Genomic DNA, 24,648 nt, shown 5'->3' with positions numbered 1-24,648 from the left:
AGCTTAATCGCCAAACGTTACTTATTCTGCTTTTTAGGACATCCCACGATATGGTCATCCACCATGCCGACGGCTTGCATGAAAGCATAACAGATGGTTTCACCGACAAACTTGAAGCCTTTCTTTTTTAGAAATTTACTCATGGCTTTGGATTGCTCTGTCGAAGCTGGTACGTCACTCATATGTTGCCATTGATTGACGATTGGTTCACCGTCCACGAACTGCCACAACGCGTCTGATAAACTCCCGTATTCAGCAATTAACGCTTTGGCCGCTTTGGCATTACTGAATACCGAGTTAATCTTTCCGCGATGTCTCACAACATCGAAGTTTTCCACGATGTATTCAGCGCGTTCTTCATTTCTTTGTTCCAACGCATCTAGATCGTAATTCTCGAACGCTTCTCTGTAACCTTCGCGCTTTTTAAGGATGGTGATCCAACTAAGACCAGCTTGCGCACCTTCCAAAGTAATAAATTCAAACAGGACTTGGTCGTCATATACTGGCACGCCCCATTCGGAATCATGATATTCGCGCTCTAATGGGTGATTCATCGCCCACGCACACGTTTTTTGTTCTGTCATTATTCTTCCTTAAAAAGCGCCTCTAACTGATGAGCTAGAGGCGCAATACTTTTCATCGTTATATCAGTAGCACTAAGCCTGTTTCGGTACTGCCACTTTATGGAACAAACGATACAACACTGGCACGACAATCAGTGTCAGGACTGTCGCAAAACCCAAACCAAACATAATCGTAACCGCCATTGGTTTGAAGAAAATATCTGGCAACAGTGGGATCATACCAAGGATCGTCGTGATAGCTGCCATACAAACGGGACGGACGCGACTCACCGCAGCATCAACGACCGCGTCATAAGCCTCTTTACCGGACTTCATTTCAATTTCAATTTGGTCAAGTAATACGATGCCATTTTTGAGCACCATTCCCGATAAGCTTAAGAAGCCGAGCAATGCCATAAAGCCAAACGGCGTGTTGAGTGCCAACAAACCGGTGGTGACACCAATTAACGCCAGCGGCACGGTAAGCCAAACAATGAGTGGTTCTTTGATAGAGTTAAATAGGAATACAGTGATCAAGAACATGAACAAGTACCCCATTGGCATGGTAGTAAACAGCGACTCTTGAGCATCACCAGAAGATTCGTATTCACCACCCCACTCTAGTGAATAGCCAGGAGGCATTTGAATCGCTTCGATTTGGGGCTGTAAACGTTTTTGCAACGTCGATGCGGTTTCTTCACCTAGAATATCAGGGTCTGCCATCACAGTGAGCATACGCTTACGGTTCTTACGCACAATAATAGGATCCTCCCAACGCATGTCGTAACCCATTGTGACTTGTTGAAGTGGAATAAACTCACTCTGTGCTGGACTCCATATTTTCATGCCTTCGATGTTACGAATATCAATACGTTCATCTTCAGGTAAGCGAGCCACGATAGGCATGAGCGTCGTGCCGTCTCGGTAAAGGCCTATCGTCATTCCAGAAAATGACATGGACAAGAAGTCATCGACATCTGATTTTGTAATGCCATAGCGACGTGCCTGACTTTCGTTAAACTGCGGTTCAAGAACTTGGGTTCGTTCACGCCAATCATGCCTGATATTTGTTGCCTGAGGATCGGCGTACATGATGTCCTTGACCTGAGCGGCTATCGTACGAAGGACGGTTGGATCTGAACCAATAATGCGAGCTTCAATTTTTGCACCACCACCAGGGCCTAACTCAATCTGTTTGAGCTTGTAATTGATTTCTGGGTAGTTGGCTTTTAAATACTCTCGAAACTTCGCCATTAATGGTTTTAACGCTTCGTAATTTTCCATACGAGTGGTTATCTCACCATAAGCCGCATAACTTTTCTCTGGCGCGTACGTTAACATGAAGCGCTGTAAGCCTTTACCCGCGGTCGTCGTGATATGGTCAACATGCTCTTGCTTAGCTAACCAACTTTCTAACTCTTTAAGCGTTGTGTTAGTTGCTCGAATATCAGTTCCTTCTGGCATCCATACATCTAACTGAAAAATCGGCGTTGTCGAAGATGGGAAAAACGCTTGCTTCACAAAGGTGAACCCGTAAACACTTGCCGCTAATCCCGCAATCAGCACTACAACGGTAAACCAAGCACGACGCATACAAAACTGAAGAAACTTTTTATAAATAACGAAAATAACCCCGTTATATGGATCATTTTCTTCCCCTTCACCTTGTTTAATCTTCTGGCCTTTAAAGAAGATGTCAGCAAAGAATGGTGTCAACGAGATAGCGGTAAACCAGCTCAACATTAAAGAGATCAGCAGAACCGTAAACAAAGTGCCACAGTATTCGCCCGTCGAGTCTTCAGACAGTCCAATTGGCGCAAATGCAGTTACCGCAATCACAGTTGCCCCAAGTAATGGCCATTTTGTTTGGGTAACAATGTCGGTCGCTGCTTGGAGTCGAGTTCGCCCTTTTTGAGTACCAATCAAAATCCCCTCAACCACAACGATGGCATTGTCCACCAGCATACCTAACGCGATAACCAAGGCACCTAATGAAATCCGCTGTAAATCTATCGCGAGATACTTCATGAAAATGAACGTACCCAGCACCGTCAGCAGCAAGATTAAACCGATTAGTAGCCCAGAACGTAGCCCCATAAAGAACAGAAGTACGATAATGACGATACCGACAGCTTGAGCCAAGCTCACAACAAAACCGCTAACCGATTTATCCACTTCTTTCGGCTGACTATAGATTTCCGAAATTTCGATACCGACAGGTTGCTGGTACTTTAGCTCGGCAAGGCGATGATCAAATGCTTTTCCGACTTCAACGACGTTGACGCCTTCAGCAAAAGAAACGCCGACGTTTAGTGCAAGACTTCCGTTAAAATTAATAATATTATTCGGGACTTCTACGTAACCACGTTTTATTTCCGCCACATCTTTCAAGAAGATGAGCCCCTGAGCACCCGACTCAGTAATCAACAAATCGCCTAGCTCATCCACACTCTGGAACTCGCCAGTCGGCTGAATTCTGATGTACTCATCACCAATTCTGATCGCTCCTGCGTCAGAAACTACGTTTTGCGTCGAAAGAAGATTAAACACGGTATCCGGAGCAAGACCTATACTGCTCAATTTTTTCATCGATACTTCGATGAACACTTGCTCTTGCTGTTGCCCAGATACCGAAACTTTACTCACGCCATCAACCAGTTCGAGCTCTCGGCGTAAGTAATCGACGTAATCCAGTAGCTCTTTATAGCTATAACCGTCGCCAGTCACCGCTAACAAAATCCCGTAAACATCACCAAAATCATCGATCACTTGAGGTTCATTCACACCTGGAGGCAACGTCCCTTTAAGGTCGTTCACTTTACGGCGTAACTCATCCCAGATTTGTGGCAGATCATCAGGGCCATAATTGTTCTTCATCGTGACCGTGATTTGCGATAATCCTCGGCTAGAAATCGAATTTACTTCATCAACATAAGTAAGCTGCTGAATCGCTTTTTCGATTGGGTACGTCACTTCTTCTTCGACTTGTTGCGGTGTCGCACCAGGGTAAGAGGTCACTACCATCGCATCTTTAATAGTAAAAGCAGGGTCCTCAAGACGCCCTAACCCAAAGAATGCGGCGATACCACCAATCAAAAATATCAGTGCAACCATCCAACTGATGACGCGATTTCGGATGAAGTACGCAGCAATACCGGTCACATCATCATCACTTTGAGGCACTGACTTATTAAGATCGCTCATAGACCGGCCTCCTGCGTAGCCATTTCCTGTATCACTTCCACTTTCATGCCATCCCTTAATCGAGAAACACCGGCAATCACAACTTTGTCTTTGAGCATGAGACCATCAAGGATTTGAATGGACGTTTTAGATGCCTTACCTGCTCGCACCTGTTTGCGCGATACCGTATTGTCGTCATTCAGTACCCAAACAAATTTGTTTTCGCGCCCCAGCTCGTCACCATCCGCATTAAAAATGGCTTCGATAGGGACATTAATTCCTAGGTTGAGATCAAGCCCAACATTCTCGTCTTTAGACGTTACTTCAACAGCCATCCCATCTAGGATGTACTCTTCTTCCGGCATAGGAAGCGACAGTGTGACAGTAAACGTACCTGTTGTTGGATCGGGCTCCGTCGTAAACTCTTTTACCGTCGCGTTGTATTCGTTACCGCTGGGCACGCGCACCAATGCTTTGATCGCGGTGAGCCTCTCTTCCGTTGGCGGTTGGTTCACATAGAGGCGGTCTGGAAGCTGAATCAACACTTCGACTCGCTCCAAGCTGTGAATATTAACGATATGCTGTCCGACTTGAACATTTTCGAATTGGTCGATATTAACTCGCGAAATAATCCCATCCACGGGCGCTTTTAAGGCAGTAAATGATAGACGAAGTTTGGCTAACTGAAGCTCTGCTAAGGCGATTTGTCGTTGTGCTGCAATTTCATCAAACTGAGACTTAGCTAATAGGCCTTTATCAACCAAAGGGCGTGAGCGGCGATACTGACTGTCGACAACAGAAAAACGCGCACTCGCATTATCTACATCCAACTCATAGTCAGTGGGATCTAGCGTTGCAATAACATCACCCTTCGTGACTTTGTCGCCCTCTTTTACCATGATGCGGCTGACTTCTCCTGTCACTCTGAAGCTCAAATGAGAGCGATCCGCTGCATTCGCAACCGCAGGGAAGTACAAGTTGTCATCCACCTTGTTTCCCGCTAATGACGTAACTCTAACTCGTGGCGTTTCGAGCTCTTTTTCTGGCGCCTTATCCCCACAGCCAACGAGAAAAAGCGTTGAAAGTAAAGTCGCTAGAGAGATGATTCCTTTCATATTACAACCCTCTTTCCTTAATCCACGCTCTTACCTTAATTCCGGGTTCAATTACACTGACACCCGAGATAATGATTTGGTCGCCATCGTTAAGCCCAGCTAACACTTGATTTTTGTCATTCATCTCAATTGCGGCTTTAGACACAATGCCTTGCTCATCGACACGCCAAACGTACGTTTTGCCGTTCTCTTCTAGCAACGCGGAGTTAGGAATCTTTGTCGCTCCTGCACTTTTGGACAGGAGGTAAGCATTGCCAGACATTCCCGGCAAAAGGCCTATTTCTGCTGGTCGCTCCATGACCATCGTGACTTTGTAACTGCCCGTTTTAGGATCGGCTTCTGTATCGATTTCCTGAAAGGTTAAGTCAAAGGCTCGCTCGGGGAACGCATCAAATATCATTCTGGCAGAGACATCGCTCCCCTGCGCGTAACGATTTAGAAGATAGTCTGGGATTTGGAATATCACTTTGAGGAGTTGGTTGGACTGAATATTCATCACCCCTTCTTTCGCGGCAACATATTCATGGTTTTCTGCTGGAATGTACGAAATAGTGCCATCATATGGCGCGACAAGTTTGGTATATCTTAAGTTTGCCTTTGCTTGATTCCATTGAGCTTTTGCTGAGTTGTGATTCGCTTTTGCCTCATCAAAATCTTGCTCAGATACTACTTGGTCTTTACGTAGCTTTTGGTATCGCTTGTATTGCACATCTGCGAGCAAAAAATTTGCCCGAGCTTGCTGTTCGAGCAGAGAATATTCATCTGGTTTTAATGACGCCAAAACATCACCTTTACTAACGACTTGACCTTCATTCACTTCTATCGTTTGAAGAAGCCCAGGAACTCGAAATGTCAGTACTGCTCTATCGCCAGCTTCCGTCGTGGCAGGAAAATGTCGCTCAAACTGGGCATTGCCAACAGATACTGTAAATAGCTTCGCAGGGCGCGATTCAGGTTCAGGAACAGGAGGAAGTTCTTTACCGCACCCCGACAAGACAGCCGAGATGGCAATAGGAATGAGCAATTTTCTCATTACATTCATCCATAAAAATTGGGGGATTATTTTTAAAGTAGATGAATTTTGAACGAACTTCCAGAGCAGAAAAGATTAATAGTGCTTTAAAATTAGTAATTTGTGATAAAAAAGCAGGCTTTATGCCTGCTTCAGTTAAATCTTCTTTGGATACAAAATGCCTAAAGCTTACTGAATTCTCTGTTCACCCTATATGTATCAGACGTAACATAAGCTTCCATGTTACGAATTTTGCCATCAAGACGGTCAAAATCCCTTTCCAACACACTGAGCAGTTGATCAGGGCTTTGCCCTTTCTGCCAAGGCTTACTTTTGAGCGTATGCTCTTGCTGCGCTCTGATATTTTCAGAATACGTTACTGGTTGCTTTTCTAACATAAACGCCATCGCGATGTACGCTAACAATACCAAAAACGTACCACCTAACAGCGCTGCAGAAATCACTACAATACGAATCAACCAAACTTCTGCACCAAAGTAGTTGGCAATTCCGGCGCAAACACCGGAGATTTTGCCATTTACTGGATCACGATACAGTTCTCGATTATTCATACTTGCGTCTCCATGTTGGTGACTCAGCATCCAAGATGCGCTCCAATGTATCAACTCGGGACTGCATCGCTTCCGCTTTTTCAGATAGTACCTGAAGGCGCTCTAAATCTTGGCTCGACAGTGCACTATCTGTTTTGCGTTTGCTGCGATAGTGTAAGAAGAGCCATAGTGGAGCGACAAAGATTAAAAAGACAATCACTGGTCCTGCTATAAAAAATGCCGACATAAATGGCTCCTTTCTTATTTATCTTTCGATGACATCTGTTCTTTCAGCTTTGCCAACTCTTTTTCAATTTCGTCTTGTGCCTGCAACTCTGCAAACTCTTGTTCTAGCGATTTAGCATTACCAGTTTGAGCATACAGGTCTGCTTCCGCTTCCATTTCATCCACTTTACGTGAGTACTGCTCAAATTTCGCCATCGCTTCATTAGTACGGCTAGTGTGCAGGTGTTTTTGCACATCACGACGGTTAGATGCAGTTTGGTTACGAATTGCTAGTGCTTGCTGTTTTGCGCGCGTTTCGGCAATTTTGCTTTCCAACTTACCAATCTCGCCAGTAAGCTTATCGATCGTTTCTTCCACTAAGGTTTGCTCAGTGTGGAGGCCTTTAATCACTTGCTCTAGCTTTTGCTTTTCAATTAACGCTGCACGAGCTAGATCTTCACGCTCTTTCACTAATGCTAAGCTCGCTTTTTGGCCCCATTCGCCAATTTGCTCTTCTAACGTTTCAACCTTACGAGCCAACTCTTTCTTGTCTGCAATCGCTTTAGCCGAGTTAGTACGCACTTCAACAAGTGTGTCTTCCATTTCTTGGATGATAAGACGGATCATTTTTTCAGGATCTTCCGCCTTGTCCAGTAATGCACTGATGTTTGAGTTAACGATATCTGCAAATCGAGAAAAAATACCCATAACGGAACTCCTCTTTTTTCCTATTAAAACTCGACAAGGTGGTGATTAACCTTGTGTCTCCCTGAATATATAACAAGTAACGTGCCAACTTATAATTTTCTTTTAAATCAGAGTATTATTCATTTTGTTGTCGTTACACACTATTGTGCTATGATGTTTTTCACCAACTGTTGGTGAAATTTACCAACTCTATCCCTGAATCATGGCTCGGCTGTTAAATAAGAAGGACTTTATGAAGCAAAACCTGATTGGTGAATCACCTGCTTTTCTCGCTGTACTAGATAAAGTATCACAACTTGCACCCATTGAGCGCCCTGTCCTCATCATTGGTGAACGAGGTACGGGTAAAGAACTCATCGCTCAGCGTTTGCATTATTTATCAAGACGTTGGGATAAACCACTACTATCACTCAACTGTGCGACATTAAGCGAAGGGCTAATAGATTCCGAATTGTTTGGACATGAATCCGGCTCCTTCACGGGCTCTAAAGGTAAGCATAAAGGGCGTTTCGAGCGTGCCGAGGGCGGTACTTTGTTTCTTGACGAACTGGCAACCGCACCACTTTGGGTTCAAGAAAAGCTATTACGTGTCATTGAATATGGTGAATATGAGCGAGTTGGCGGTCATACCGCTCTAAATGCGGATGTTCGACTTGTTTGTGCAACCAATGCCGACCTACCAAAATTGGCAGAGCAAGGTGATTTTCGTGCAGATCTGCTCGACAGGCTAGCCTTCGATGTCATTATGTTACCGCCTCTTCGCGAGCGCAAAGAGGACATTCTCTCTTTAGCAGAGCACTACGCGATGAAAATGTGTCGTGAACTGCAACTGGAATACTTTGTCGGTTTTACGCCAAAAGCGCAGCAGTCGCTTATTGAATATGAATGGTCCGGTAACGTCCGCGAACTAAAAAACGTGATTGAACGTGCGATTTACCAACATGGTCTGAATGCTCACCCAATTGATGAACTGGTTTTCAATCCTTTTGAAACGGTTTGGCACAGCGCGCTTGGCCATAGTGCAACACAAGCAGAACAACAAGAAGAGGAAGCATCAAGCAACACCATCCAATTCCCTCTAGACTATAAACAATGGCAAGAGGAACAAGATATCCATTTACTCAATCGTGCGTTGGAAGAAGCCAAGTTTAATCAACGACAAGCAGCCGAGCTACTTGGCTTGAGCTATCACCAATTACGAGGGATGGTTAGAAAATATGGTTTGGTCGGACAAAGCTAACTTGACCGAGAGTACTCAATCAATACACGAGCTCGTGACTGCGCTCTAATTCGCATGCATTTATGGCATAACACCTTACAGTGTATGGATTTTATGTTTGGAGCGAGTTCACAAAGGTGATAAATTAGCGAGATCATTTTCGCTTGTTAGCTTTGAAAGAGTAAGATCAAACGAAACGAGCAAGATCCAATGAACATTTCATATTATGAATGCTTTTATAAGATTATCGCTGAGCCTTATTGGGATTAGCCTACTGACCGCTTGTGGCGATGAAATTGACCACAATGATATTCGCAAAGCTGGCTTTGTGTTTTGCGGACAAGGTAAGCCGACCACGTTTAACCCTCAGCTTATTGATAGCGGTATTACCGCAGAGGCTCTGAGCCCGCAGCTGTACGATACGCTGCTCACGCTCGATCCTAAATCACATCAGCCCGTGGCAAGCATCGCCGAGAGTTGGTCAGTAAATGAATCAGGGACGGAATACACGTTTAAGCTTAAACGTGGTGTTAAATTCCAAACCACACCTTGGTTCACACCCACTCGCCCATTGAATGCAAAAGATGTGGTATTTAGCTTCAAGCGAATCATCGATGTAGACCATCCTTTTCACCAAGTAGGTGGTGGTTTTTATCCATGGTTTGCAGGGTTAGATTTTCAAAACCTACTCCAAGACGTGGTTGCAATAGATGAGCATACGGTAAGGTTTACGTTATCTCAGCCAAACTTTTCTTTCTTGGCCAATATTGCTACCAGCCATGCGGTTATCTTGTCTTCGGAGTATGGACAGCAATTGGCTGCAAAAGATCATAAAGAAGAAATCGACCAACTTCCTATCGGTACCGGCCCTTATCAATTAAAAGAGTACCAAGTGAACGACTTGATTCGATTAGAGCGTCATTCAAATTACTGGAAGTCACCAGCAAAAATGGAACAAGTGGTGTTCGATATCTCTCACAGAGGGACGGGTACATTAGCTAAACTTTTAAGAAACGAGTGTGACGTACTCTCTTCACCTATTTCGAGCCAAATACCTGTCATTCAAGAAAATGACAACCTTGAGCTGACGGCTACACCAGCTAACAACGTTTCCTTTATTGCGATAAACACAGAAACCACCGCGCTGAGTGATGCTCGAGTTCGCCAAGCTCTTAACTTAGCGATCAACCGTCAAAATATTTTAGATTCGGTTTACTACGGAACTGGCTCCCAAGCTTATACCTTGCTACCACCTAATTCATGGGCTTATCAAAAAGACAGCGTAAAAATTCGTTATGACCGGAATTATGCATTGGCACTACTTCGAGATGCAGGCTACGAAGACGGCCTAGAATTGACCATGTGGGTACCACTTGAACCACGTGCTTTTAACCCAAGCCCTCGCAAGACCGCAGAGCTAATCCAAGCGAATTTTGCCGATATTGGGGTTAAATTAACGCTACTTACCGATGATAGGTTTGAACGTGTGGATTTGGAGAACATCAACGATATCGATTTACTTTTAACTGGTTGGATTGGTGATACCGGGGATCCTGACAACTTTTTCCGCCCTTTATTATCTTGCGAGTCTGACCGCGTTGGCCTTAACGTGTCCATGTGGTGTAACGATGACTTCGATTTCTTGCTCGATTTGGCTTTAGAAACTCAAGAACCGCGTTACCGTTTGAACCTATATCGCCAAGCACAGAACATTTTGAATCAAGAGTTCCCGGTTATTCCTCTGGCGCATGGCGTGCAGTTCCGTGTGCACGACAAATCGCTGACAGGCTTCAAATCAAGCCCTTTCAATGCCCAACCGTTTGATAGAGTTGAGAGAATTCACTGATGTTTTGGTATACCGTTCGACGCTTTAACCTATTTATCATCACTTTGATGATCCTTACATTAGTGGGTTTTTCTCTGCTGCGCCTTGACCCTCTCTCGCACTGGGCAAACGTTGATTTTTGGTCTGGCTGGCAAACTTACTTGATCAACCTTTCTCAACTCGATTTTGGCATAAGTAAAAACGGCAATGCGATTTACGACGAGCTCGCCGTTGTATTCCCAGCCACTTTGGAATTGTGTTTCTTTGCCTTTTTGGTGTCCCTTTTGATCGGCATTCCACTTGGAACCGTGGCTGGGATGAAGCAAGGTAAATGGCTCGATACCAGCATTTCATTCATGTCAATGTCTGGTTATTCCGCCCCAATCTTTTGGGTTGCTCTGTTACTTATCATGGTCTTTTCATTGGAATACCAACTCTTTCCCGTTGCGGGACGGTATGATTTACTTTACGAAATTGATCATGTAACCGGGTTTGCCATTATCGACGCATTCATGGCGAAAGGCGAATACCGCGCTCATGCACTGCAAAGCGTTATTGAGCATATGGTGCTGCCATGTTTGGTGCTCGCTTTGGCTCCAACCACCCAGGTTGTCGGACTAATGCGTTCCTCGGTAGCGGAAGTGATGAGCCAAAACTACATCCGTGCAGCGAGAATCAAAGGTCTTTCTAACCGCGAAATCGTAACTCAACATGTATTGCGGAATGCGATACCGCCTATCATTCCCAAAGTTGGTGTTCAACTTTCGAGTATGATTACCTTAGCTATCATCACGGAGTCTATTTTTAACTGGCCAGGTATTGGTCGTTGGCTTTTAGATGCGCTAGCAAGCCAAGACTATGCATCTATCCAAGCTGGCGTGATGGTACTTGCGACTTTGGTTCTTACCGCTAACATACTCTCGGATTTGATTGGCGCGATGATTAACCCTTTAGTTCGAAAGGAATGGTATGCTAACAAATAACGTTTATCAGGAAGAGCGTATTCCAACACAGTTTGAGCGTTTTTGGCGAAGCTACCGCGCCAACGGACTAGCCATGTTTGGCTTGTGGTGCTTGGTGTTTATCGTCCTTATTACCATTTTTGCCCCCCTACTTGCACCATTTGACGCCCAAGCACAGTCAGGTGAGTTGCTTGTGCCGCCATCATGGGCCCCAGCAGGAACGGTTGATTACTTTTTGGGGACCGATGACTTAGGTAGAGATATTCTTTCGCGCCTGATTATGGGCTCTCAGCTGACATTTGGCGCTGCTGTCGCCATCACCGCAATTGCTGCCGTTGTAGGCTGTTTAATTGGCGTATTGGCAGGTATGACGAAAGGCTTACTGTCGAGTACTCTCAACCACTTGCTCGATACCGTCATGTCGATCCCGTCGCTCTTATTAGCAATCATTTTTGTGGCATTTCTAGGCTTTGGTGGGTTCAATATTTTACTCGCAATCTGCTTGGCTTTGATTCCGCGTTTTATTCGCTCCGTTTATATAGCAGTCCACACCGAAGTTGAAAAAGACTACATAATGGCAGCACGCCTTGATGGCGCTAATGATTTCTACTTACTGTGGAGTTCAATTCTTCCTAACATTCTGACGGTCATTGCCGCTGAAATCACACTCGCGCTCTCTGCTGCGATTTTAGATATTACGGCACTGGGTTTTCTTGGCCTAGGCGCACAGGCACCAAGCACCGAGTGGGGAGCAATATTAGGTGACTCTGTCGAGCTTATTTATATTGCACCTTGGACAGTGACCCTACCCGGCCTGACCATCATGTTTACTGTTATTACCCTAAACTTAGTAGGTGAAGGTGTACGTCAAGCGCTTAATGCGGGGATCGAATAATGCCGTTGTTAGATATTCGACATTTGACCATTGAGATCGAAACACCTCAAGGGTTGGTCAAAGCCGTTGACCGAATGAGCCTAACTTTGAACGAAGGCGAAATTCGTGGTCTTGTAGGTGAGTCTGGTTCAGGGAAAAGCTTAGTTGCAAAAGCGATTGTCGGGGTAAGTAAAGATAACTGGCGCATCACCGCAGACCGTATGCGCCTTGGCAATATTGACTTGCTTCAGCTTACACCAAAAGAGCGTCGGCGCGTCATTGCTCGTGATATTGCGATGATTTTCCAAGAGCCTTCAACTTGTCTTGACCCTTCAGAGGAAGTCGGGCGTCAATTGATTGAATCCATTCCATCTCGCGCATTTGAAGGGAAATGGTGGGAGCGATTTAAATGGCGTAAAAAACAGGCCATCGCGCTTTTGCATAAAGTGGGTATTAAAGATCACAAGCGTTTAATGGGTAGCTACCCTTATGAACTGACTGATGGTGAGTGTCAAAAAGTCATGATTGCCATGGCGATAGCGACCAAACCAAAGTTGCTGATCGCAGATGAGCCAACCAACGACTTAGACCCGATTACTCAATCGCAAATTTTGCGTCTGTTGAGCCGCATGAACCAACTTAATAACACAACCATTTTGCTTATCGGCCACGACTTAGCGACCATAACACAGTGGGCAGGACGTATTACGGTAATGTATTGTGGTCAGTCGGTGGAGTCTGCCGATACCAGTAAAATCATTGCGGCACCCAAGCACCCGTACACCGATGCCTTGCTTAAAGCGATGCCTGACTTTAATGATTGGGTACCACACAAGCAAAAACTCCAATCCCTACCGGGCTCGATTCCGCCATTGCAGCATCTACCTATCGGTTGTCGCCTCGGACCACGTTGCCCATATGCGCAGAAACAATGTGTAGAAATTCCACACACCAGACGAATTAAGAATCATAAATTTAACTGCCACTTTCCATTGAACACGGAGAAAAAGTCATGAGTGCGTTACTTGAAGTCGATAATTTATCGAAGCAATTTGTTACGCGCTCCCGTCTGTTCAAACGTCAGGTTAATGAGGCAGTTAAACCGGTAAGCTTTACTTTAGAGCCAGGACAAACTATTGGTTTTATTGGTCAAAACGGGTCAGGAAAATCCACACTAGCTCGTATGCTTGCTGGCGTTGTTGAACCAAGCTCCGGAGAGATCCGTGTGAATGGCGAACGATTGGAGCACAAAGATTACGCGACACGCTGCAAGCTCATCCGCATGATTTTCCAAGATCCAAACACATCGTTAAACCCACGTATCCAGATTGGTCGTATTTTAGAAGGTCCGCTAAAGCGAAATACCAACATGCCGCCAGATGCGCGCATGCAGCGTGTAAAGAACACCTTGCTCCGCGTAGGATTGCTGCCTGAGCACGCCTATTTTTATCCACAAATGCTAGCTGCCGGTCAAAAACAGCGCGTGTGTTTGGCTCGTGCACTTATTCTTCAACCTTCCATCATTGTCGCTGATGAGGCGTTAAACGGTTTGGATATGGCAATGCGCTCACAGATCATTAACTTATTCCTCGAGTTGCAAGAAGAGATGGGATTGTCATTTGTGTACGTGTCTCAGCACATTGGCATTGTTAAGCATATTACTGATAAAGTGATGGTGATGCATGAAGGTGAAGTGGTCGAGTTTGGCGAGACCAACCAAGTACTTACTCATCCCGAGCATCCTATTACTCAACGACTAGTCGAAAGCCACTTTTATAAAGCGCCAAGCCATCAAACAAAATAGCTTATCAAAGATGTGATCGTGCAAATGTAAAGAAGCCTGCTTTAACGCAGGCTTCTTTATTGCATGGGTACTAATCAAAAAACTAACGGCGGCTCGCTTGTTTGCGCAGTTCAAAATCAAACTCGTCAGGAAACAATACGACCCCTTCTTCATTTTGATTTGGGAATACAACAATCGATAGCTCGTCATCCTCTAGACCAGAGGTCCAACGGCTGTGCCACTTGTTTAAAGAGATCGCCTCAGGCTCGCAATCTTCCCAATCACCATTCGCCCATTGCAAAGCAAATTCTTCGTTTGGCCATACTGGTACACAATCATCATCTTCTGTATTTAACATGACACAGCCATGTTCGTCTTTCAGAATCCAAACCTTACGATTCGCCACAATCTCTTTTACGCAGTACTTTAAACGTTGCTCTTCGTTGTAGCGATTAATGGTATCCATCTGCTCTTGGGTCAGCTGCTCAGACATATTCGTCTCCTATTTCCCATAGAAAAATGCCCGCAGCTAAGCGGGCATTTAAAGTATATGCTAGAAAATTAAGCTAGTTCAGTTTGAAGCCAAGGCCAACCTTGCTTCTTACGGCTTAGCGTGTTTTCCATCATTAGCATGCCGTCTTTTTCGTGCTTAACAAGCTTCTCAGCCCACTCACCTTTGTATAGAAGACGAGTTTGAGCAGTCGTGATGTCTGTTAGCATTACAGCAGCGAACGCTAGGTTATCTTTCTCACAACGAGATTCTAGGTCTGCTTCTAGTGCTTCGATCATACCGTCAACTTGCTCAAGAGTTGCAAGTTCAACCTGACCAACCACTACGTCACGACCGTTGAATGGGTAACCTTTAAGGTCTTTCTCAACAAGCTCAGCCGCAGATAGACCTTCGATGTTTGTCTTAGCAATTAGAAGATCTTTAGTGAATGCGTCAACATCTTGTACGTCTGCGATTACCGCTAGCTCAGCAACGGCACCTTTGTCTTTTTGTGTACAAGTTGGAGAAGCGAAGCCTACTGTGTCAGATAGAATTGCTGACATCATTAGCTTAGCGATTTGTGGAGTAATCGCGTGACCTTCAATCTTGAACATGTTGAATAGAACAGTGTTGGTACAACCAACAGGCCAGATCCATGCTTCCATTGGGTTTACTGTCATCACGTCACCTAGGCGGTGGTGGTCAACAATACCCGCAATTTCAGCTTCTGCGATATCGTCTGGTGCTTGTGCTAGATCTGAGTAATCTACTAGCCAAACGGTCTCACCCGCAACTGATGTGCGAAGCTCAGGAACTTCAGCGCCAGCAACTTCTAGGATGTGCTGAGTTTCACGGTTGATTTCGCCTTGGCGAATTGGCATAGCTTCAACGCCACGCGCTTTTAGAAGTTCAGTTGCAACGAGTGCACTACAAATACTGTCACTGTCTGGGTTCTTATGACCTACAACTAGAATCATGTTTCTTCCTATTCAAGTCAATTTTATACGCCGCCTAATACAGTTAATTAGGGCGTGTTTGCTCACAAAGGCCGATACTTTACCTGATTTCAGAGAGTTTGACACGAAGAAAAGTTCACAATGCTATTGCGAATAAATCTCATTTACATATAATGATAATTATTCCTATTTGCATTTGAGTAAACGATGAACGCGACCCAATTTTTACACTCTGCACAACAGTTGTTTCAGCCTACTCAGTTTCGTTTAGCTTATAAGCGATTGCTGATCCCTATCGTCATGCTCATTTTGCTAGGCAATGAAAATACACGTGACGTTGCCGTACAGACGCTATCCGACTCATTCTGGGCAGTGTCATGCTATGTTGCTGCCACATTGGCTATTTATCATTATCTTTCAAACTTTATGTCGAAAACCAATCGAATTACCGAGCTCTACCATCGCTCGCGTAATCATCAGGTTTTCTTTGCTTCTTTGTTGGGTGCTTTGCCTGGCTGTGGTGGCGCTATTGTTGTGACAACGCAATTTATTAGTGGCCGAGTGGGATTTGGTGCGATTGTCGCGGTACTTACTTCAACAATGGGTGACGCTGCCTTTTTACTTCTTGCCGCCAAGCCAAGTGTAGGATTAGGCGTGGTTGGATTAGGCATTATCGTGGGTACTCTTTCAGGGCTGGTCGTTAATGCTTTTCATGCTGATAACTTTCTGCGACCAGAACCAAAAGAAGCACCTCAGACACATGCTTGCTGCCAACACCAGACAGACCGACACACACCCCTTGAACAACGTGCAATCAATCTACAAGGCGCATTTTGGAAATGGCTTATTGTGCCTGCTAGTGTCGTTGCTGTGTTAATGTCTTTCCAAATCGATATTAATCAGCTGTTGTCTTTGCAGGCCAATACCATTGAATGGCTGGGCGCTATCTTCGCGGTGATCACAATGTCGTTGTGGGCTATGACAAAAGAGCTCGGCGATTATCAGTCAACGGTCTCTGAAGATGAAAAAATCGTGGACTCACACCCGATTCAAAAAGCAGCACAAGATACGAATTTCGTCAGTGCTTGGGTGATCGTGGCGTTTCTGGCGTTTGAACTGACGACCTATTTTTCTGGACTCGACCTTGTAGAAACCTTTTCTCATTGGGGAATTTGGATGCCATTAGCTGGCCTAGCCATTGGTATGTTGCCTGGTTGTGGACCGCAAATTTTAGTCACTAGCCTATACATTTCTGGTGCAGCGCCACTTTCTGCGCAACTGGCCAATGCGATTTCTAACGATGGTGACGCCCTATTCCCCGCTATTGCAATGGCACCGAAAGCTGCTTTGGTCGCGACTATTTACTCGTCCATTCCTGCGTTTATTGTTGGATACGGGTATTACTTTTTATTCGAGTTCTAACGCTCAGAGCATCAAACGAGAAAGGAGCCGCAATAGGCTCCTTTCTTGATCTTGGTATTAGGCGATTTACTTCACGTTTTATGCTGTAACGATCGCTTTCGCATTGAGCCCTTTATCCACGCTCACCATTAACAACTGGCAAGGTTCTTGGTTTAGCTTTTCCCCTGTCCAGTAATCATACCAGTCCATCGGTTGATCAGACGTCAGCGTAAATTCCATCGCTCCGTAACTCGCATAATTAAACAAACAATGGAGGTCATTCTTCGTCGTTAGTTTTAAAAACGCGTGATTTAAACTCAAAGCGGTAAACTTTGCAGATTGCTGGTTACGTTGTTGACGTAACATGAGCTTAGACAGTGTCTTCTTAGCAAACGGCGTAATCTCAGGGAGCGGGTCACCAGACAGCAGCAAACCACCACTCGCTAATAACACCGTGCGATGAAATTCATACTCTTCTCTGGATGCAGATTGATTAGCTAATGAAGTGAACGTGGCGCAATCCGGGTCAATTTGCCACAATTTTCGATGCTGCCAACTACGGTAAAAGGTTTCTTTGGCTATCTGTTCGAATCGACGACTATGACGCTCTACATCGTCAGAAACACGCATTGCATCCACAAGCCCCAGAGATGGCCACATTGGCGCGTTGCAACCTAAAAGCCACGCATCACCAGCGCCTTTGGCAATCGCTTCCATTCCTAAGCGATACGCCTCAACGCCTGTAATACCAGATTGTTTACGAACACCTTTTAAGGTGCCCCAATAGTTCGCGTCTAGCTTGAACAACTCAACGCCCCACTCTTGTCTCATGACAGAGACTACATTCGTCAGATGGTCTTGTACTTCTGGGTTTGAGGTATCGAGTATGTACCAAGGCGTGCATCGCCAACCACCGTATGTGACATCTTCTGCTTTAAGTAAGCCACCATCCTTGTGGCGAACAAACCACTCTGGATGCTGTTTGAAGATCTCCGACTCAGGCTGTGCAATGAAAGGCGCCATCCAAATTGCCGGCTTTTTTCCTTTTGCACGGATGTTATGAATGAGCTCTTTTACGCCACCAGAAAACTTATCTGATGGGGTTAACCAATCGCCCATAAAGGCTTGATAGCCATCATCCAGAAGTACCCACTCTAGGTCTTCGAGCTTATCTTGCATACAATCTACGTTCTGCATGATGTTTTGCTCTGTCACGTCTGCGTAGTACGCGTACCACGAACACCAACCAACAGGCGCATCTTGTGTCACACCTTGGCGAACAGGATGATGCTCTGCAATCATCTCGCCATAGGTTTGATAAAGCTCGGACAGTGATTGACCGCAGAGTACCGCCACGGACTCAAGTTGATTACTTTCCCAATCCGCCACTTGAGTCAACTCACCATCAATTGCGGCTGATAAAACCCAATGCCCATCACGCAGCACAACATCAAAATAGCCTGCAAAGCGATGACACGATGTGAAGCCAAATAATGTGTAGCCCGCTGAACCTTCCACCACTAAATAGTTGTAATAACGCTTAGGGGCATCTTTAGGGTAGATTCGATAAGAAGGATTATTGTCTGGGCAGCGACCAATATCAACGGGGTGATTGATCGTTCCCGCCGTTTGCGCCAACATTTGAAAACCATCCCCAATTACGTCGGCCTCGTGCTCGTACAAAAACGGCATTTCGAATAACACTTCACGGTCCGTAAAGGTTTTATTGTGAAGACCAGCAAAAGAAAAATGTAATTGATTACCCTCGACTTCAACTTGGAAGTCATTGTTATTCACAGTGATCTCAGTGTGATTTGCTAATTGAATGCTCTGAGCCATAAAGAGTCTACTCACTTAATTATTATTGTTTAGCTTGGCGCATTATCTCCTGCTTGTCTCACCCAATTCGTTACCATCATCACGAATACCAGTCTCGTTTAACGTTATGAAGTTACTATTGAGACAACGCTCACTGAAATTTTGATAAAAAAATACCAGCCCTGAGGCTGGTATTTGGATTTATGCAAACTGCACTAATTAAGCAACTTCGATCGGACCACCAAATGAAGTGACTGGCGGCACTTTACCTGTGAACTTCTCGAAGTCTACGATACATGTGTTCGCAGAAGTCGCCTGTGCAAGCTCAGAAGAACCGATGTCTTGCGTTAGCGTGTTAGGATCACCGTAGGTACAGATTGCGCCTTCTTTCTCGTTTAGAGGACCGTACCATGCACCTTCTTCGATACGAATAACGCCACGTGGGTAGCTGTCAGTCAAAACAGCACCAGCTAACAGCTGACCACGACCGTTGAATACACGTACCAAATCACCATCTTTGATACCTTTTGCTTTGGCATCTGCTGGGTTGATGTAAACCGGCTCACGACCTTGTACCGCGTAAGTCGCGCGGAACTCTTCAGACTCACACATTTGAGAGTGAAGACGCTTATCAGGGTGGCAAGACTGCAACCAGAATGGGTATTTATCTGAACCAGGACCACCGTGTGAACGCTCTGATTTTTCGAACCACATTGGGTGCTCTTGACAGTGTTCGTAACCGTAACGGCCGATCTTGCGTGATGTAATCTCGATGAAGCCAGACGGTGTACCTAGTGGGTTAAGCTCAGGGTCTTTACGGAAGTCCGCATGACGAACCCAAGGTTTACCTTCACCGAAGTCTAGTACGCTCTTCTCCCAGAACTCGTTGAATTCTGGCATTTCAAACTTACCTTCGTTCGCTTTTTTACAATCGTTGTAAAGGCTTTCGATCCATTCCATCTCGCTCATACCACGAGTGTATTCTTCGCGGCGACCAAAACGCTGAGTGAGTTCACTCATGATTTGGAAGTCAGGCTTAGATTGGAACAATGGATCAACGAGACGATGCATCGCAATCAGACCTTTGTTCGAGTATGAACCGTATACGTCGATGTCGTTACGTTCCCATTGCGTACACGCCGGTAGAACGATATCTGAGAAACGACATGTCGCAGTCCAAGCAAACTCGATCGTTACAACCGTTTGAAGTTTGCGGAACGCTTTCTTCATGCGGTTACGATCTTGATGGTGGTGCCATGGGTTACAACCCGAGATAACCATCATCTTGAAGTCTGGCAGTTTCACTTTACCGCCGTTGTAGTTGATCTCTTTGCCAGGTTCTAGCAGACAGTCGATCCAACGTGCAACTGGGATAGTACGACTGTAACCGTTAAAGTCGTTGTTGTCCCACTTCGGTTTCATACCTTGGTCAAGGTTACGAGGGAAACCACCAGGGCCCGCGAAACCAGTAGAAGGCACACCGATACTTGAGTAGTGGTGACCGTAAGAGATACCACCGCCAGGTAGACCGATTTGACCAACCATTGCAGCAACCACAGCCGCTGCCCAGTATGGCTGCTCACCGTGCTCTTGACGCTGGATACACCAACCCATCAGGATCTGTGTACGACCGCTGACTAGCATGCGTGCGAATTCACGGATCTTGTCCGCTTTCACGCCACAAATCGCTGCTGCCCATTCGGGCGTCTTCTCTACTTTGTCTTTTGTCTTACCTTGAACGTATTGAATGAACTCTTCAAAGCCTAGACAGTAAGTATCAATGAATTTCTTATCGTACAGGTTTTCGTTGTACAACACGTGTGCCACAGCGAGCATGAACGCTACGTCTGTCAGCGGGTTGATGTACAAGTGATCGTTCTCTAAGTAGCGCTGAGTTTTGTTCTTCACTGGGTCTACAGATAGAACGTTGATCTCACCTTTTGCCACTTTTTCTTTTAGTTGTGCAAGGTACTTAAACGACTCATGCGTTTCACAGTTCCAACCTACTTGAAGGTTTTTCACTGGGTCGTTAGCCCAAAGAACGATGTTGTCAGAGTTTTCTAGGATCTCAGACCAAGACGTACCTTGTGCATAAACTTCGGTTGAGCCTAGCACGTACGGCATAATGGTTTGACCTGCACCCGTCGAGTAGTCACCTACTTTAGTGATGAAGTTGCCATGCATACCTACTGCACGTTGCATGTGCGCAGTACAGTTGTTAAATGAACCCGTTTGGTTCCAACCTGTTTGACCTGCATGCAGCGCCCATGGGCCGTAGTCTTTTTGAATACGTTCTAGTTCGCGATAAAACAAATCTAGCGCTTCATCCCAAGTTACTCGGATGAAACGGTTGTTACCGCGAGTATCTGCGCTGTATTTATGTTTCTTCAACCAATCTAGACGAACCATTGGGTAACGAACACGTGAAGGGCTGTAGATAATACCCTTAATGCCGTTCAACATTTCTGTTGGGTTTTTGTCTAGCTCTAGCGGCTTGATCTCTTGAACTTTACCCGCGTAGATGTGGGCGCGGAACGCGCCCCAATGAGAACCGGTTACTTTCCAAGTACCTGTCGTCTCAACGGCATTTGCAGAGGCGGATGCCAATAAGCTAGGACCAATTACTGACGCTGCACTTGTGGTTGCTACACCTTTAAGAAAACTTCTTCGTGTAATAGCCATTTAAAATTACTCCAATCCGACGCTTATTAGTGGTGACCTTCAGCATAATCTGAAGAGTGTTTCTGTAGATACTTCAAGATCAGTGCTTCACTGTCTGTATCTAGGTTAACGAACGCCAACATACCGTCGAACATACCTGGCCAGGTGTTCGCGTCGAAGTGCGCTTCCGCAGGTTGAGTGTGACATACAGAACAATTGGTCTTGTAGGCTTCACGAGATTTTTCCCAAACAGGATTGATGTCGTTCAGCATAGACTCTTTCTTAATCCATACTTTCGCCGCTACTTTTTCCCAAGGAAGGCCTGTTAGCTCATCCACTTTTTTCTCACCAGTCGTCACAATGTTGCTGTCTGTTGCTGCTTCTTTCATCAGAGACGCAGTCGCAATGTTCTTACCGAAGTCTTCTTGAATTACACGACCAAAACCTTTTGCTTTGCGCCAACCGTCAATTTCGATCTCAACAAACTCGCCTTTGTCTTCAAGAACTTTAACGGTCGATGCAGGATTAAGAAGACCAGCTTCTTTACTGCCTTGCGCATCAAAGTAAATTGGTAGGTGACGAACGCTCACGAGTTGCTGACCAACGCCGTAATCCGTGTTAGAAGTCATACCCTCTAGATCACCCACGATACCGCCAATGCTGTCCATGCCTGCTGGTAGGTTGTGCGCAATACCCTTGTGACAGTCAACACAGCTTTGATCTTTCTCAGCGGCTTGCTTCATTTGGATACGAGCCGTAGGAGACATTTGCTCGAAATCCATCGATTCATAGTTGTGACAGTTTTTACACTCCAGAGATTTGTTTGCCGAGAAACGATCCCATTCGTGTTTAGCAAGTTCGATACGACGCTCTTCGAACACACCCGGTTCGTCGTAGTTGCCAAATACTTGTGCAAATACTTCTTTAGAAGCTTGCATCTTACGAGCGATCTTATCTGTCCAGTTATGTGGAACGTGACAATCAGGACAGGTAGCACGAACACCAGAGTGGTTTTTCCAGTGCACCGTTTCTTGCAGCTCAACGTACACGTTGTCACGCATTGTGTGACAGCTAATACAGAATTCTTCTGTGTTGGTTGCTTCTAGAGCGGTGTTAAAGCCACCCCAAAAGATAACACCAGCAATAAAGCCGCCCATAGTCAGCACACCTAGGCTGATATGTACAGCTGGGCGCGTCATGGTACGCCACAGTTTAATGATTAATGATTTCATTATTTGCTCTCTTAAAATCTTTTCAAAAGTGTGGTTATGAGCTCACTGGCTTACATGCCGTGCGCGCCTGGAGGCCCAAAGAAGAAGACTTGCAACATCCAAACGATGAACCCGTAGCCGCCAACAAAGGCCACACTCAGAATTGGGAAGAGAACAACTGCAATGAAGAGGAACGACTTCCACTCCAGGGAGCGTTTTTCACCACTCTCAATTTTATTAACATCACTCATACATTTGCCTATTTTGTATCTAGTGTTATTGAAAAGCCCGCGTAACCAAGCTTAAGTTTTTTACAATCTCTAATGGAAAATGTTAGACCATACTAATAGTAGGGTTCAATCAAATAAGCGACCTCAGACCTTGTAATTCAACACTTTTTTGAGCTCATCCAGAGATATGATGGATTGATGTTATTTATTAAAAAACATGAACAGATGTGACAAAATAAGTCTTTTAAGGAGTTGTTAAATAACCAACATTTAAGAAACATCGATCACATTTAAATCGTAATTACCATGCCATAAATCGACTTAAAAACTCCGGAAAAGATAACCACTTGTAAACAAAATGCTGCGTATTAATGTCTAAAATAGCACTCAAGATTTACTTTAAGAACAGCAAAAAGTGCACGTAGTGGTTCATATAAAGGAGAGGCTTAGATACAATTATTCGCGTATTTTCAAGGAGCGATTATGGATAACGTGGTGGATATAAGCTGGGTCAAACTGGCACTGTTTGGTTTGATTTTATTGGTCCCCTTCTTTATCAATGCCCGCTACAAATTAGGGATAGCAAAAGACACCATAATCAGTGTTATCCGAATGACACTTCAGCTCATATTGATTGGCGTGTATTTAGAATATCTTTTTCAATTAAACAGCTTACTTGTCAATATACTTTGGCTTGCCATCATGCTACTGATTGGTGCCAGCTCAATTGCGGGAAAAGCTCACTTACCTAAAAAGCCACTTATGCTTCCGCTACTAACGGGCCTTACCTGTGGTCTAATACCACTTCTGATAGCAATTACAGCAGGCTTAGTGCAACCATCCCCTATTTACAATGCGCAGTACATGATCCCACTTGCCGGTATGTTATTGGGTAACAGCTTGAGTAGTAATATCATCGCTCTTCAGAATTTGTTTACGGCTTTTGAGCAGAGACAAGCAGAATATGAGGCTGCAATCTCACTTGGAGCATCTCCTCGCTACGCATCCTTCCCCTTCATTCAGGAGGCTCTTAGAAAGTCCCTCGCCCCGACTTTAGCTTCTATGGCCACTACAGGGCTGGTTACCTTACCGGGTATGATGACCGGTCAAATTCTAGGTGGCGCGAGCCCGATGGTTGCGATTAAATACCAGTTAGTAATTATGCTGGCGATTTTCGTTATGTTGAGTGCCTCCGTAACCATAACGTTAGAAATGACATTGCGCTGGGTACAAACCAAAGAAGGCCGAATCAAGATAAAAATCGAGCAACCCGAATCGACCAAAACTCACGGTTAGTTGGCGCTTGTGGGTAAAGCCCGTTAAACAACTTATGTTGCCAAGTCGAACGTACTTATAACTGAATAACTCAACTATTCTTCGAGCACTCATCAAGACGCTTTCAGATGAAAAGTCAGGCAGAATTCTTTTTGATATAAGCCTCTAATTTTATGAAATTTTCTTTGCAAGTTTAGATACGCACGATCTTTGATACAGGTTATCCACAGAAAATGTGGATAAGCCCCCAAACCCCATACGCAACCAGAAACATAGCAACATAAGTGATCAATCGAATCTTCATGCATTGATCACGTGACTGACATGTTCTAATTTTAAAGTAAAGGCAGTGACCACAAACTTGGAGAGACGTACATGGATGTCTTAATGATCAAAGAAAATTACGATGAACTCCTGTCCGATGCACCTCTGGATTGGCTCGTTCAAGAACCAAAGGAAGTAACTTCTCATTGGCTCCCAACCGATTTTGGCATCAACGAAGAGTTGATTTAGCATGACTCGACTTATTTGACATTTGCAGAGACAAATAAAAAGAAAGGCGAACCATCTGGTTCGCCTTTCTTGT

Annotated in this window: 22 protein-coding genes; 9 read left to right on the top strand and 13 right to left on the bottom strand. The window is 45.0% G+C overall.

Annotated features, from left to right (window positions below):
* Window positions 1-17 precede the first annotated feature (17 nt).
* From R7Q41_RS04375 to pspA, 7 genes are all read right to left on the bottom strand, one after another.
* Entirely contained in the window at window positions 18-584 is a 567-nt protein-coding gene (locus R7Q41_RS04375; protein WP_005378109.1) for a DNA-3-methyladenine glycosylase I, read from the bottom strand.
* Between the two features lie 72 nt (window positions 585-656).
* On the bottom strand, window positions 657-3,767 hold the full coding sequence (gene vmeI, locus R7Q41_RS04370; RefSeq protein WP_085569587.1) for an efflux RND transporter permease subunit VmeI: 3,111 nt from the start codon (window positions 3,765-3,767) through the stop codon (window positions 657-659).
* Complete coding sequence (locus tag R7Q41_RS04365) at window positions 3,764-4,861, bottom strand: efflux RND transporter periplasmic adaptor subunit (RefSeq protein ID WP_158159619.1); 1,098 nt, start codon at window positions 4,859-4,861, stop codon at window positions 3,764-3,766. Before R7Q41_RS04365 ends, vmeI begins: the two co-directional genes overlap by 4 nt.
* A 1-nt stretch (window position 4,862) precedes the next feature.
* Window positions 4,863-5,894 carry an efflux RND transporter periplasmic adaptor subunit gene (locus R7Q41_RS04360; RefSeq protein WP_318144373.1) on the bottom strand — a complete coding sequence of 344 codons (1,032 nt, stop codon included), beginning with the start codon at window positions 5,892-5,894 and terminating at the stop codon, window positions 4,863-4,865.
* A gap of 161 nt (window positions 5,895-6,055) precedes the next feature.
* Window positions 6,056-6,445 carry an envelope stress response membrane protein PspC gene (gene pspC / locus R7Q41_RS04355; protein ID WP_025766867.1) on the bottom strand — a complete coding sequence of 130 codons (390 nt, stop codon included), beginning with the start codon at window positions 6,443-6,445 and terminating at the stop codon, window positions 6,056-6,058.
* Window positions 6,438-6,671, bottom strand: coding sequence for an envelope stress response membrane protein PspB (pspB, locus tag R7Q41_RS04350; RefSeq protein WP_005378117.1), 234 nt, complete (start codon window positions 6,669-6,671; stop codon window positions 6,438-6,440). The genes pspC and pspB overlap by 8 nt, the downstream gene beginning before the upstream one ends.
* A gap of 14 nt (window positions 6,672-6,685) precedes the next feature.
* Window positions 6,686-7,357, bottom strand: a complete 672-nt coding sequence (pspA, locus tag R7Q41_RS04345) for a phage shock protein PspA (protein WP_005378119.1) — start codon at window positions 7,355-7,357, stop codon at window positions 6,686-6,688.
* A 232-nt stretch (window positions 7,358-7,589) separates the two neighbouring features.
* Here pspA and pspF point away from each other — a divergent pair, with 232 nt between their 5' ends.
* The 6 genes from pspF to R7Q41_RS04315 all read left to right on the top strand — a co-directional run bounded on the left by pspF (window position 7,590) and on the right by R7Q41_RS04315 (window position 14,041).
* On the top strand, window positions 7,590-8,597 hold the full coding sequence (gene pspF / locus R7Q41_RS04340) for a phage shock protein operon transcriptional activator (protein WP_318144372.1): 1,008 nt from the start codon (window positions 7,590-7,592) through the stop codon (window positions 8,595-8,597).
* Window positions 8,598-8,802: 205 nt separating this feature from the next.
* The gene (gene sapA, locus R7Q41_RS04335; protein ID WP_065274377.1) at window positions 8,803-10,422 is read left to right on the top strand and encodes an ABC transporter substrate-binding protein SapA; all 1,620 of its coding nucleotides are present in this window, start codon (window positions 8,803-8,805) and stop codon (window positions 10,420-10,422) included.
* On the top strand, window positions 10,422-11,384 hold the full coding sequence (locus R7Q41_RS04330; protein WP_005378122.1) for an ABC transporter permease: 963 nt from the start codon (window positions 10,422-10,424) through the stop codon (window positions 11,382-11,384). The genes sapA and R7Q41_RS04330 overlap by 1 nt, the downstream gene beginning before the upstream one ends.
* Window positions 11,371-12,258 carry an ABC transporter permease subunit gene (locus R7Q41_RS04325; RefSeq protein ID WP_005378123.1) on the top strand — a complete coding sequence of 296 codons (888 nt, stop codon included), beginning with the start codon at window positions 11,371-11,373 and terminating at the stop codon, window positions 12,256-12,258. The genes R7Q41_RS04330 and R7Q41_RS04325 overlap by 14 nt, the downstream gene beginning before the upstream one ends.
* Window positions 12,258-13,253 (top strand): oligopeptide/dipeptide ABC transporter ATP-binding protein, encoded by a 996-nt coding sequence (locus tag R7Q41_RS04320; protein WP_005378126.1) that lies wholly within the window; start codon window positions 12,258-12,260, stop codon window positions 13,251-13,253. The genes R7Q41_RS04325 and R7Q41_RS04320 overlap by 1 nt, the downstream gene beginning before the upstream one ends.
* Window positions 13,250-14,041, top strand: coding sequence for an ATP-binding cassette domain-containing protein (locus R7Q41_RS04315; RefSeq protein WP_005393308.1), 792 nt, complete (start codon window positions 13,250-13,252; stop codon window positions 14,039-14,041). The genes R7Q41_RS04320 and R7Q41_RS04315 overlap by 4 nt, the downstream gene beginning before the upstream one ends.
* An 82-nt stretch (window positions 14,042-14,123) precedes the next feature.
* Here R7Q41_RS04315 and R7Q41_RS04310 read toward each other — a convergent pair whose 3' ends face one another.
* Window positions 14,124-14,513 (bottom strand): DUF2750 domain-containing protein, encoded by a 390-nt coding sequence (locus R7Q41_RS04310; RefSeq protein ID WP_005378129.1) that lies wholly within the window; start codon window positions 14,511-14,513, stop codon window positions 14,124-14,126.
* 68 nt (window positions 14,514-14,581) lie between these two features.
* Window positions 14,582-15,487 carry a manganese-dependent inorganic pyrophosphatase gene (locus R7Q41_RS04305; RefSeq protein ID WP_318107973.1) on the bottom strand — a complete coding sequence of 302 codons (906 nt, stop codon included), beginning with the start codon at window positions 15,485-15,487 and terminating at the stop codon, window positions 14,582-14,584.
* 186 nt (window positions 15,488-15,673) lie between these two features.
* On the opposite strand from R7Q41_RS04305, the gene R7Q41_RS04300 reads away from it, so the two are divergent.
* Window positions 15,674-16,888, top strand: coding sequence for a putative manganese transporter (locus tag R7Q41_RS04300; RefSeq protein WP_062730704.1), 1,215 nt, complete (start codon window positions 15,674-15,676; stop codon window positions 16,886-16,888).
* A 78-nt stretch (window positions 16,889-16,966) separates the two neighbouring features.
* On the opposite strand, the gene R7Q41_RS04295 is transcribed toward R7Q41_RS04300, so the two are convergent.
* The 4 genes from R7Q41_RS04295 to torE all read right to left on the bottom strand — a co-directional run bounded on the left by R7Q41_RS04295 (window position 16,967) and on the right by torE (window position 22,808).
* Window positions 16,967-18,706 carry a glycoside hydrolase family 36 protein gene (locus R7Q41_RS04295; RefSeq protein ID WP_318107972.1) on the bottom strand — a complete coding sequence of 580 codons (1,740 nt, stop codon included), beginning with the start codon at window positions 18,704-18,706 and terminating at the stop codon, window positions 16,967-16,969.
* A gap of 198 nt (window positions 18,707-18,904) precedes the next feature.
* Entirely contained in the window at window positions 18,905-21,367 is a 2,463-nt protein-coding gene (torA, locus tag R7Q41_RS04290) for a trimethylamine-N-oxide reductase TorA (protein WP_005378138.1), read from the bottom strand.
* A 26-nt stretch (window positions 21,368-21,393) separates the two neighbouring features.
* Complete coding sequence (gene torC / locus R7Q41_RS04285) at window positions 21,394-22,578, bottom strand: pentaheme c-type cytochrome TorC (RefSeq protein ID WP_005378139.1); 1,185 nt, start codon at window positions 22,576-22,578, stop codon at window positions 21,394-21,396.
* A gap of 50 nt (window positions 22,579-22,628) precedes the next feature.
* A complete protein-coding gene (gene torE / locus R7Q41_RS04280; RefSeq protein ID WP_005378141.1) occupies window positions 22,629-22,808 on the bottom strand; it encodes a trimethylamine N-oxide reductase system protein TorE in 180 nt (59 codons plus the stop codon).
* 462 nt (window positions 22,809-23,270) lie between these two features.
* Between torE and R7Q41_RS04275 the strand changes: the two genes are divergently transcribed.
* Together R7Q41_RS04275 and R7Q41_RS04270 are read left to right on the top strand one after the other, a co-directional pair.
* Window positions 23,271-24,083, top strand: a complete 813-nt coding sequence (locus R7Q41_RS04275) for an ABC transporter permease (RefSeq protein WP_017634681.1) — start codon at window positions 23,271-23,273, stop codon at window positions 24,081-24,083.
* 354 nt (window positions 24,084-24,437) lie between these two features.
* Window positions 24,438-24,575, top strand: a complete 138-nt coding sequence (locus R7Q41_RS04270; RefSeq protein WP_005378145.1) for a hypothetical protein — start codon at window positions 24,438-24,440, stop codon at window positions 24,573-24,575.
* Window positions 24,576-24,648: the final 73 nt, after the last annotated feature.

Source organism: Vibrio sp. 2096 (genome assembly GCF_033339595.1).
In the GTDB taxonomy this organism is placed as follows: domain Bacteria; phylum Pseudomonadota; class Gammaproteobacteria; order Enterobacterales; family Vibrionaceae; genus Vibrio; species Vibrio alginolyticus.
The sequence above is the reverse complement of the archived record's forward strand: the minus strand, read 5'-3'. Positions and strand labels throughout refer to the sequence as shown.

Coding starts and splice junctions, on each gene's coding strand:
- sapA (WP_065274377.1), top strand. CDS start 8,803: ATGAATGCTTTTATAAGATTATCGCTGAGCCTTATTGGGATTAGCCTA.
- vmeI (WP_085569587.1), bottom strand. CDS start 3,767: ATGAGCGATCTTAATAAGTCAGTGCCTCAAAGTGATGATGATGTGACC.
- R7Q41_RS04305 (WP_318107973.1), bottom strand. CDS start 15,487: ATGATTCTAGTTGTAGGTCATAAGAACCCAGACAGTGACAGTATTTGT.
- R7Q41_RS04270 (WP_005378145.1), top strand. CDS start 24,438: ATGGATGTCTTAATGATCAAAGAAAATTACGATGAACTCCTGTCCGAT.
- R7Q41_RS04315 (WP_005393308.1), top strand. CDS start 13,250: ATGAGTGCGTTACTTGAAGTCGATAATTTATCGAAGCAATTTGTTACG.
- pspF (WP_318144372.1), top strand. CDS start 7,590: ATGAAGCAAAACCTGATTGGTGAATCACCTGCTTTTCTCGCTGTACTA.
- R7Q41_RS04330 (WP_005378122.1), top strand. CDS start 10,422: ATGTTTTGGTATACCGTTCGACGCTTTAACCTATTTATCATCACTTTG.
- pspC (WP_025766867.1), bottom strand. CDS start 6,445: ATGAATAATCGAGAACTGTATCGTGATCCAGTAAATGGCAAAATCTCC.
- torC (WP_005378139.1), bottom strand. CDS start 22,578: ATGAAATCATTAATCATTAAACTGTGGCGTACCATGACGCGCCCAGCT.
- R7Q41_RS04360 (WP_318144373.1), bottom strand. CDS start 5,894: ATGAGAAAATTGCTCATTCCTATTGCCATCTCGGCTGTCTTGTCGGGG.
- pspB (WP_005378117.1), bottom strand. CDS start 6,671: ATGTCGGCATTTTTTATAGCAGGACCAGTGATTGTCTTTTTAATCTTT.
- R7Q41_RS04295 (WP_318107972.1), bottom strand. CDS start 18,706: ATGGCTCAGAGCATTCAATTAGCAAATCACACTGAGATCACTGTGAAT.
- R7Q41_RS04365 (WP_158159619.1), bottom strand. CDS start 4,861: ATGAAAGGAATCATCTCTCTAGCGACTTTACTTTCAACGCTTTTTCTC.
- R7Q41_RS04375 (WP_005378109.1), bottom strand. CDS start 584: ATGACAGAACAAAAAACGTGTGCGTGGGCGATGAATCACCCATTAGAG.
- R7Q41_RS04300 (WP_062730704.1), top strand. CDS start 15,674: ATGAACGCGACCCAATTTTTACACTCTGCACAACAGTTGTTTCAGCCT.
- pspA (WP_005378119.1), bottom strand. CDS start 7,357: ATGGGTATTTTTTCTCGATTTGCAGATATCGTTAACTCAAACATCAGT.
- R7Q41_RS04325 (WP_005378123.1), top strand. CDS start 11,371: ATGCTAACAAATAACGTTTATCAGGAAGAGCGTATTCCAACACAGTTT.
- torA (WP_005378138.1), bottom strand. CDS start 21,367: ATGGCTATTACACGAAGAAGTTTTCTTAAAGGTGTAGCAACCACAAGT.
- R7Q41_RS04310 (WP_005378129.1), bottom strand. CDS start 14,513: ATGTCTGAGCAGCTGACCCAAGAGCAGATGGATACCATTAATCGCTAC.
- R7Q41_RS04275 (WP_017634681.1), top strand. CDS start 23,271: ATGGATAACGTGGTGGATATAAGCTGGGTCAAACTGGCACTGTTTGGT.
- R7Q41_RS04320 (WP_005378126.1), top strand. CDS start 12,258: ATGCCGTTGTTAGATATTCGACATTTGACCATTGAGATCGAAACACCT.
- torE (WP_005378141.1), bottom strand. CDS start 22,808: ATGAGTGATGTTAATAAAATTGAGAGTGGTGAAAAACGCTCCCTGGAG.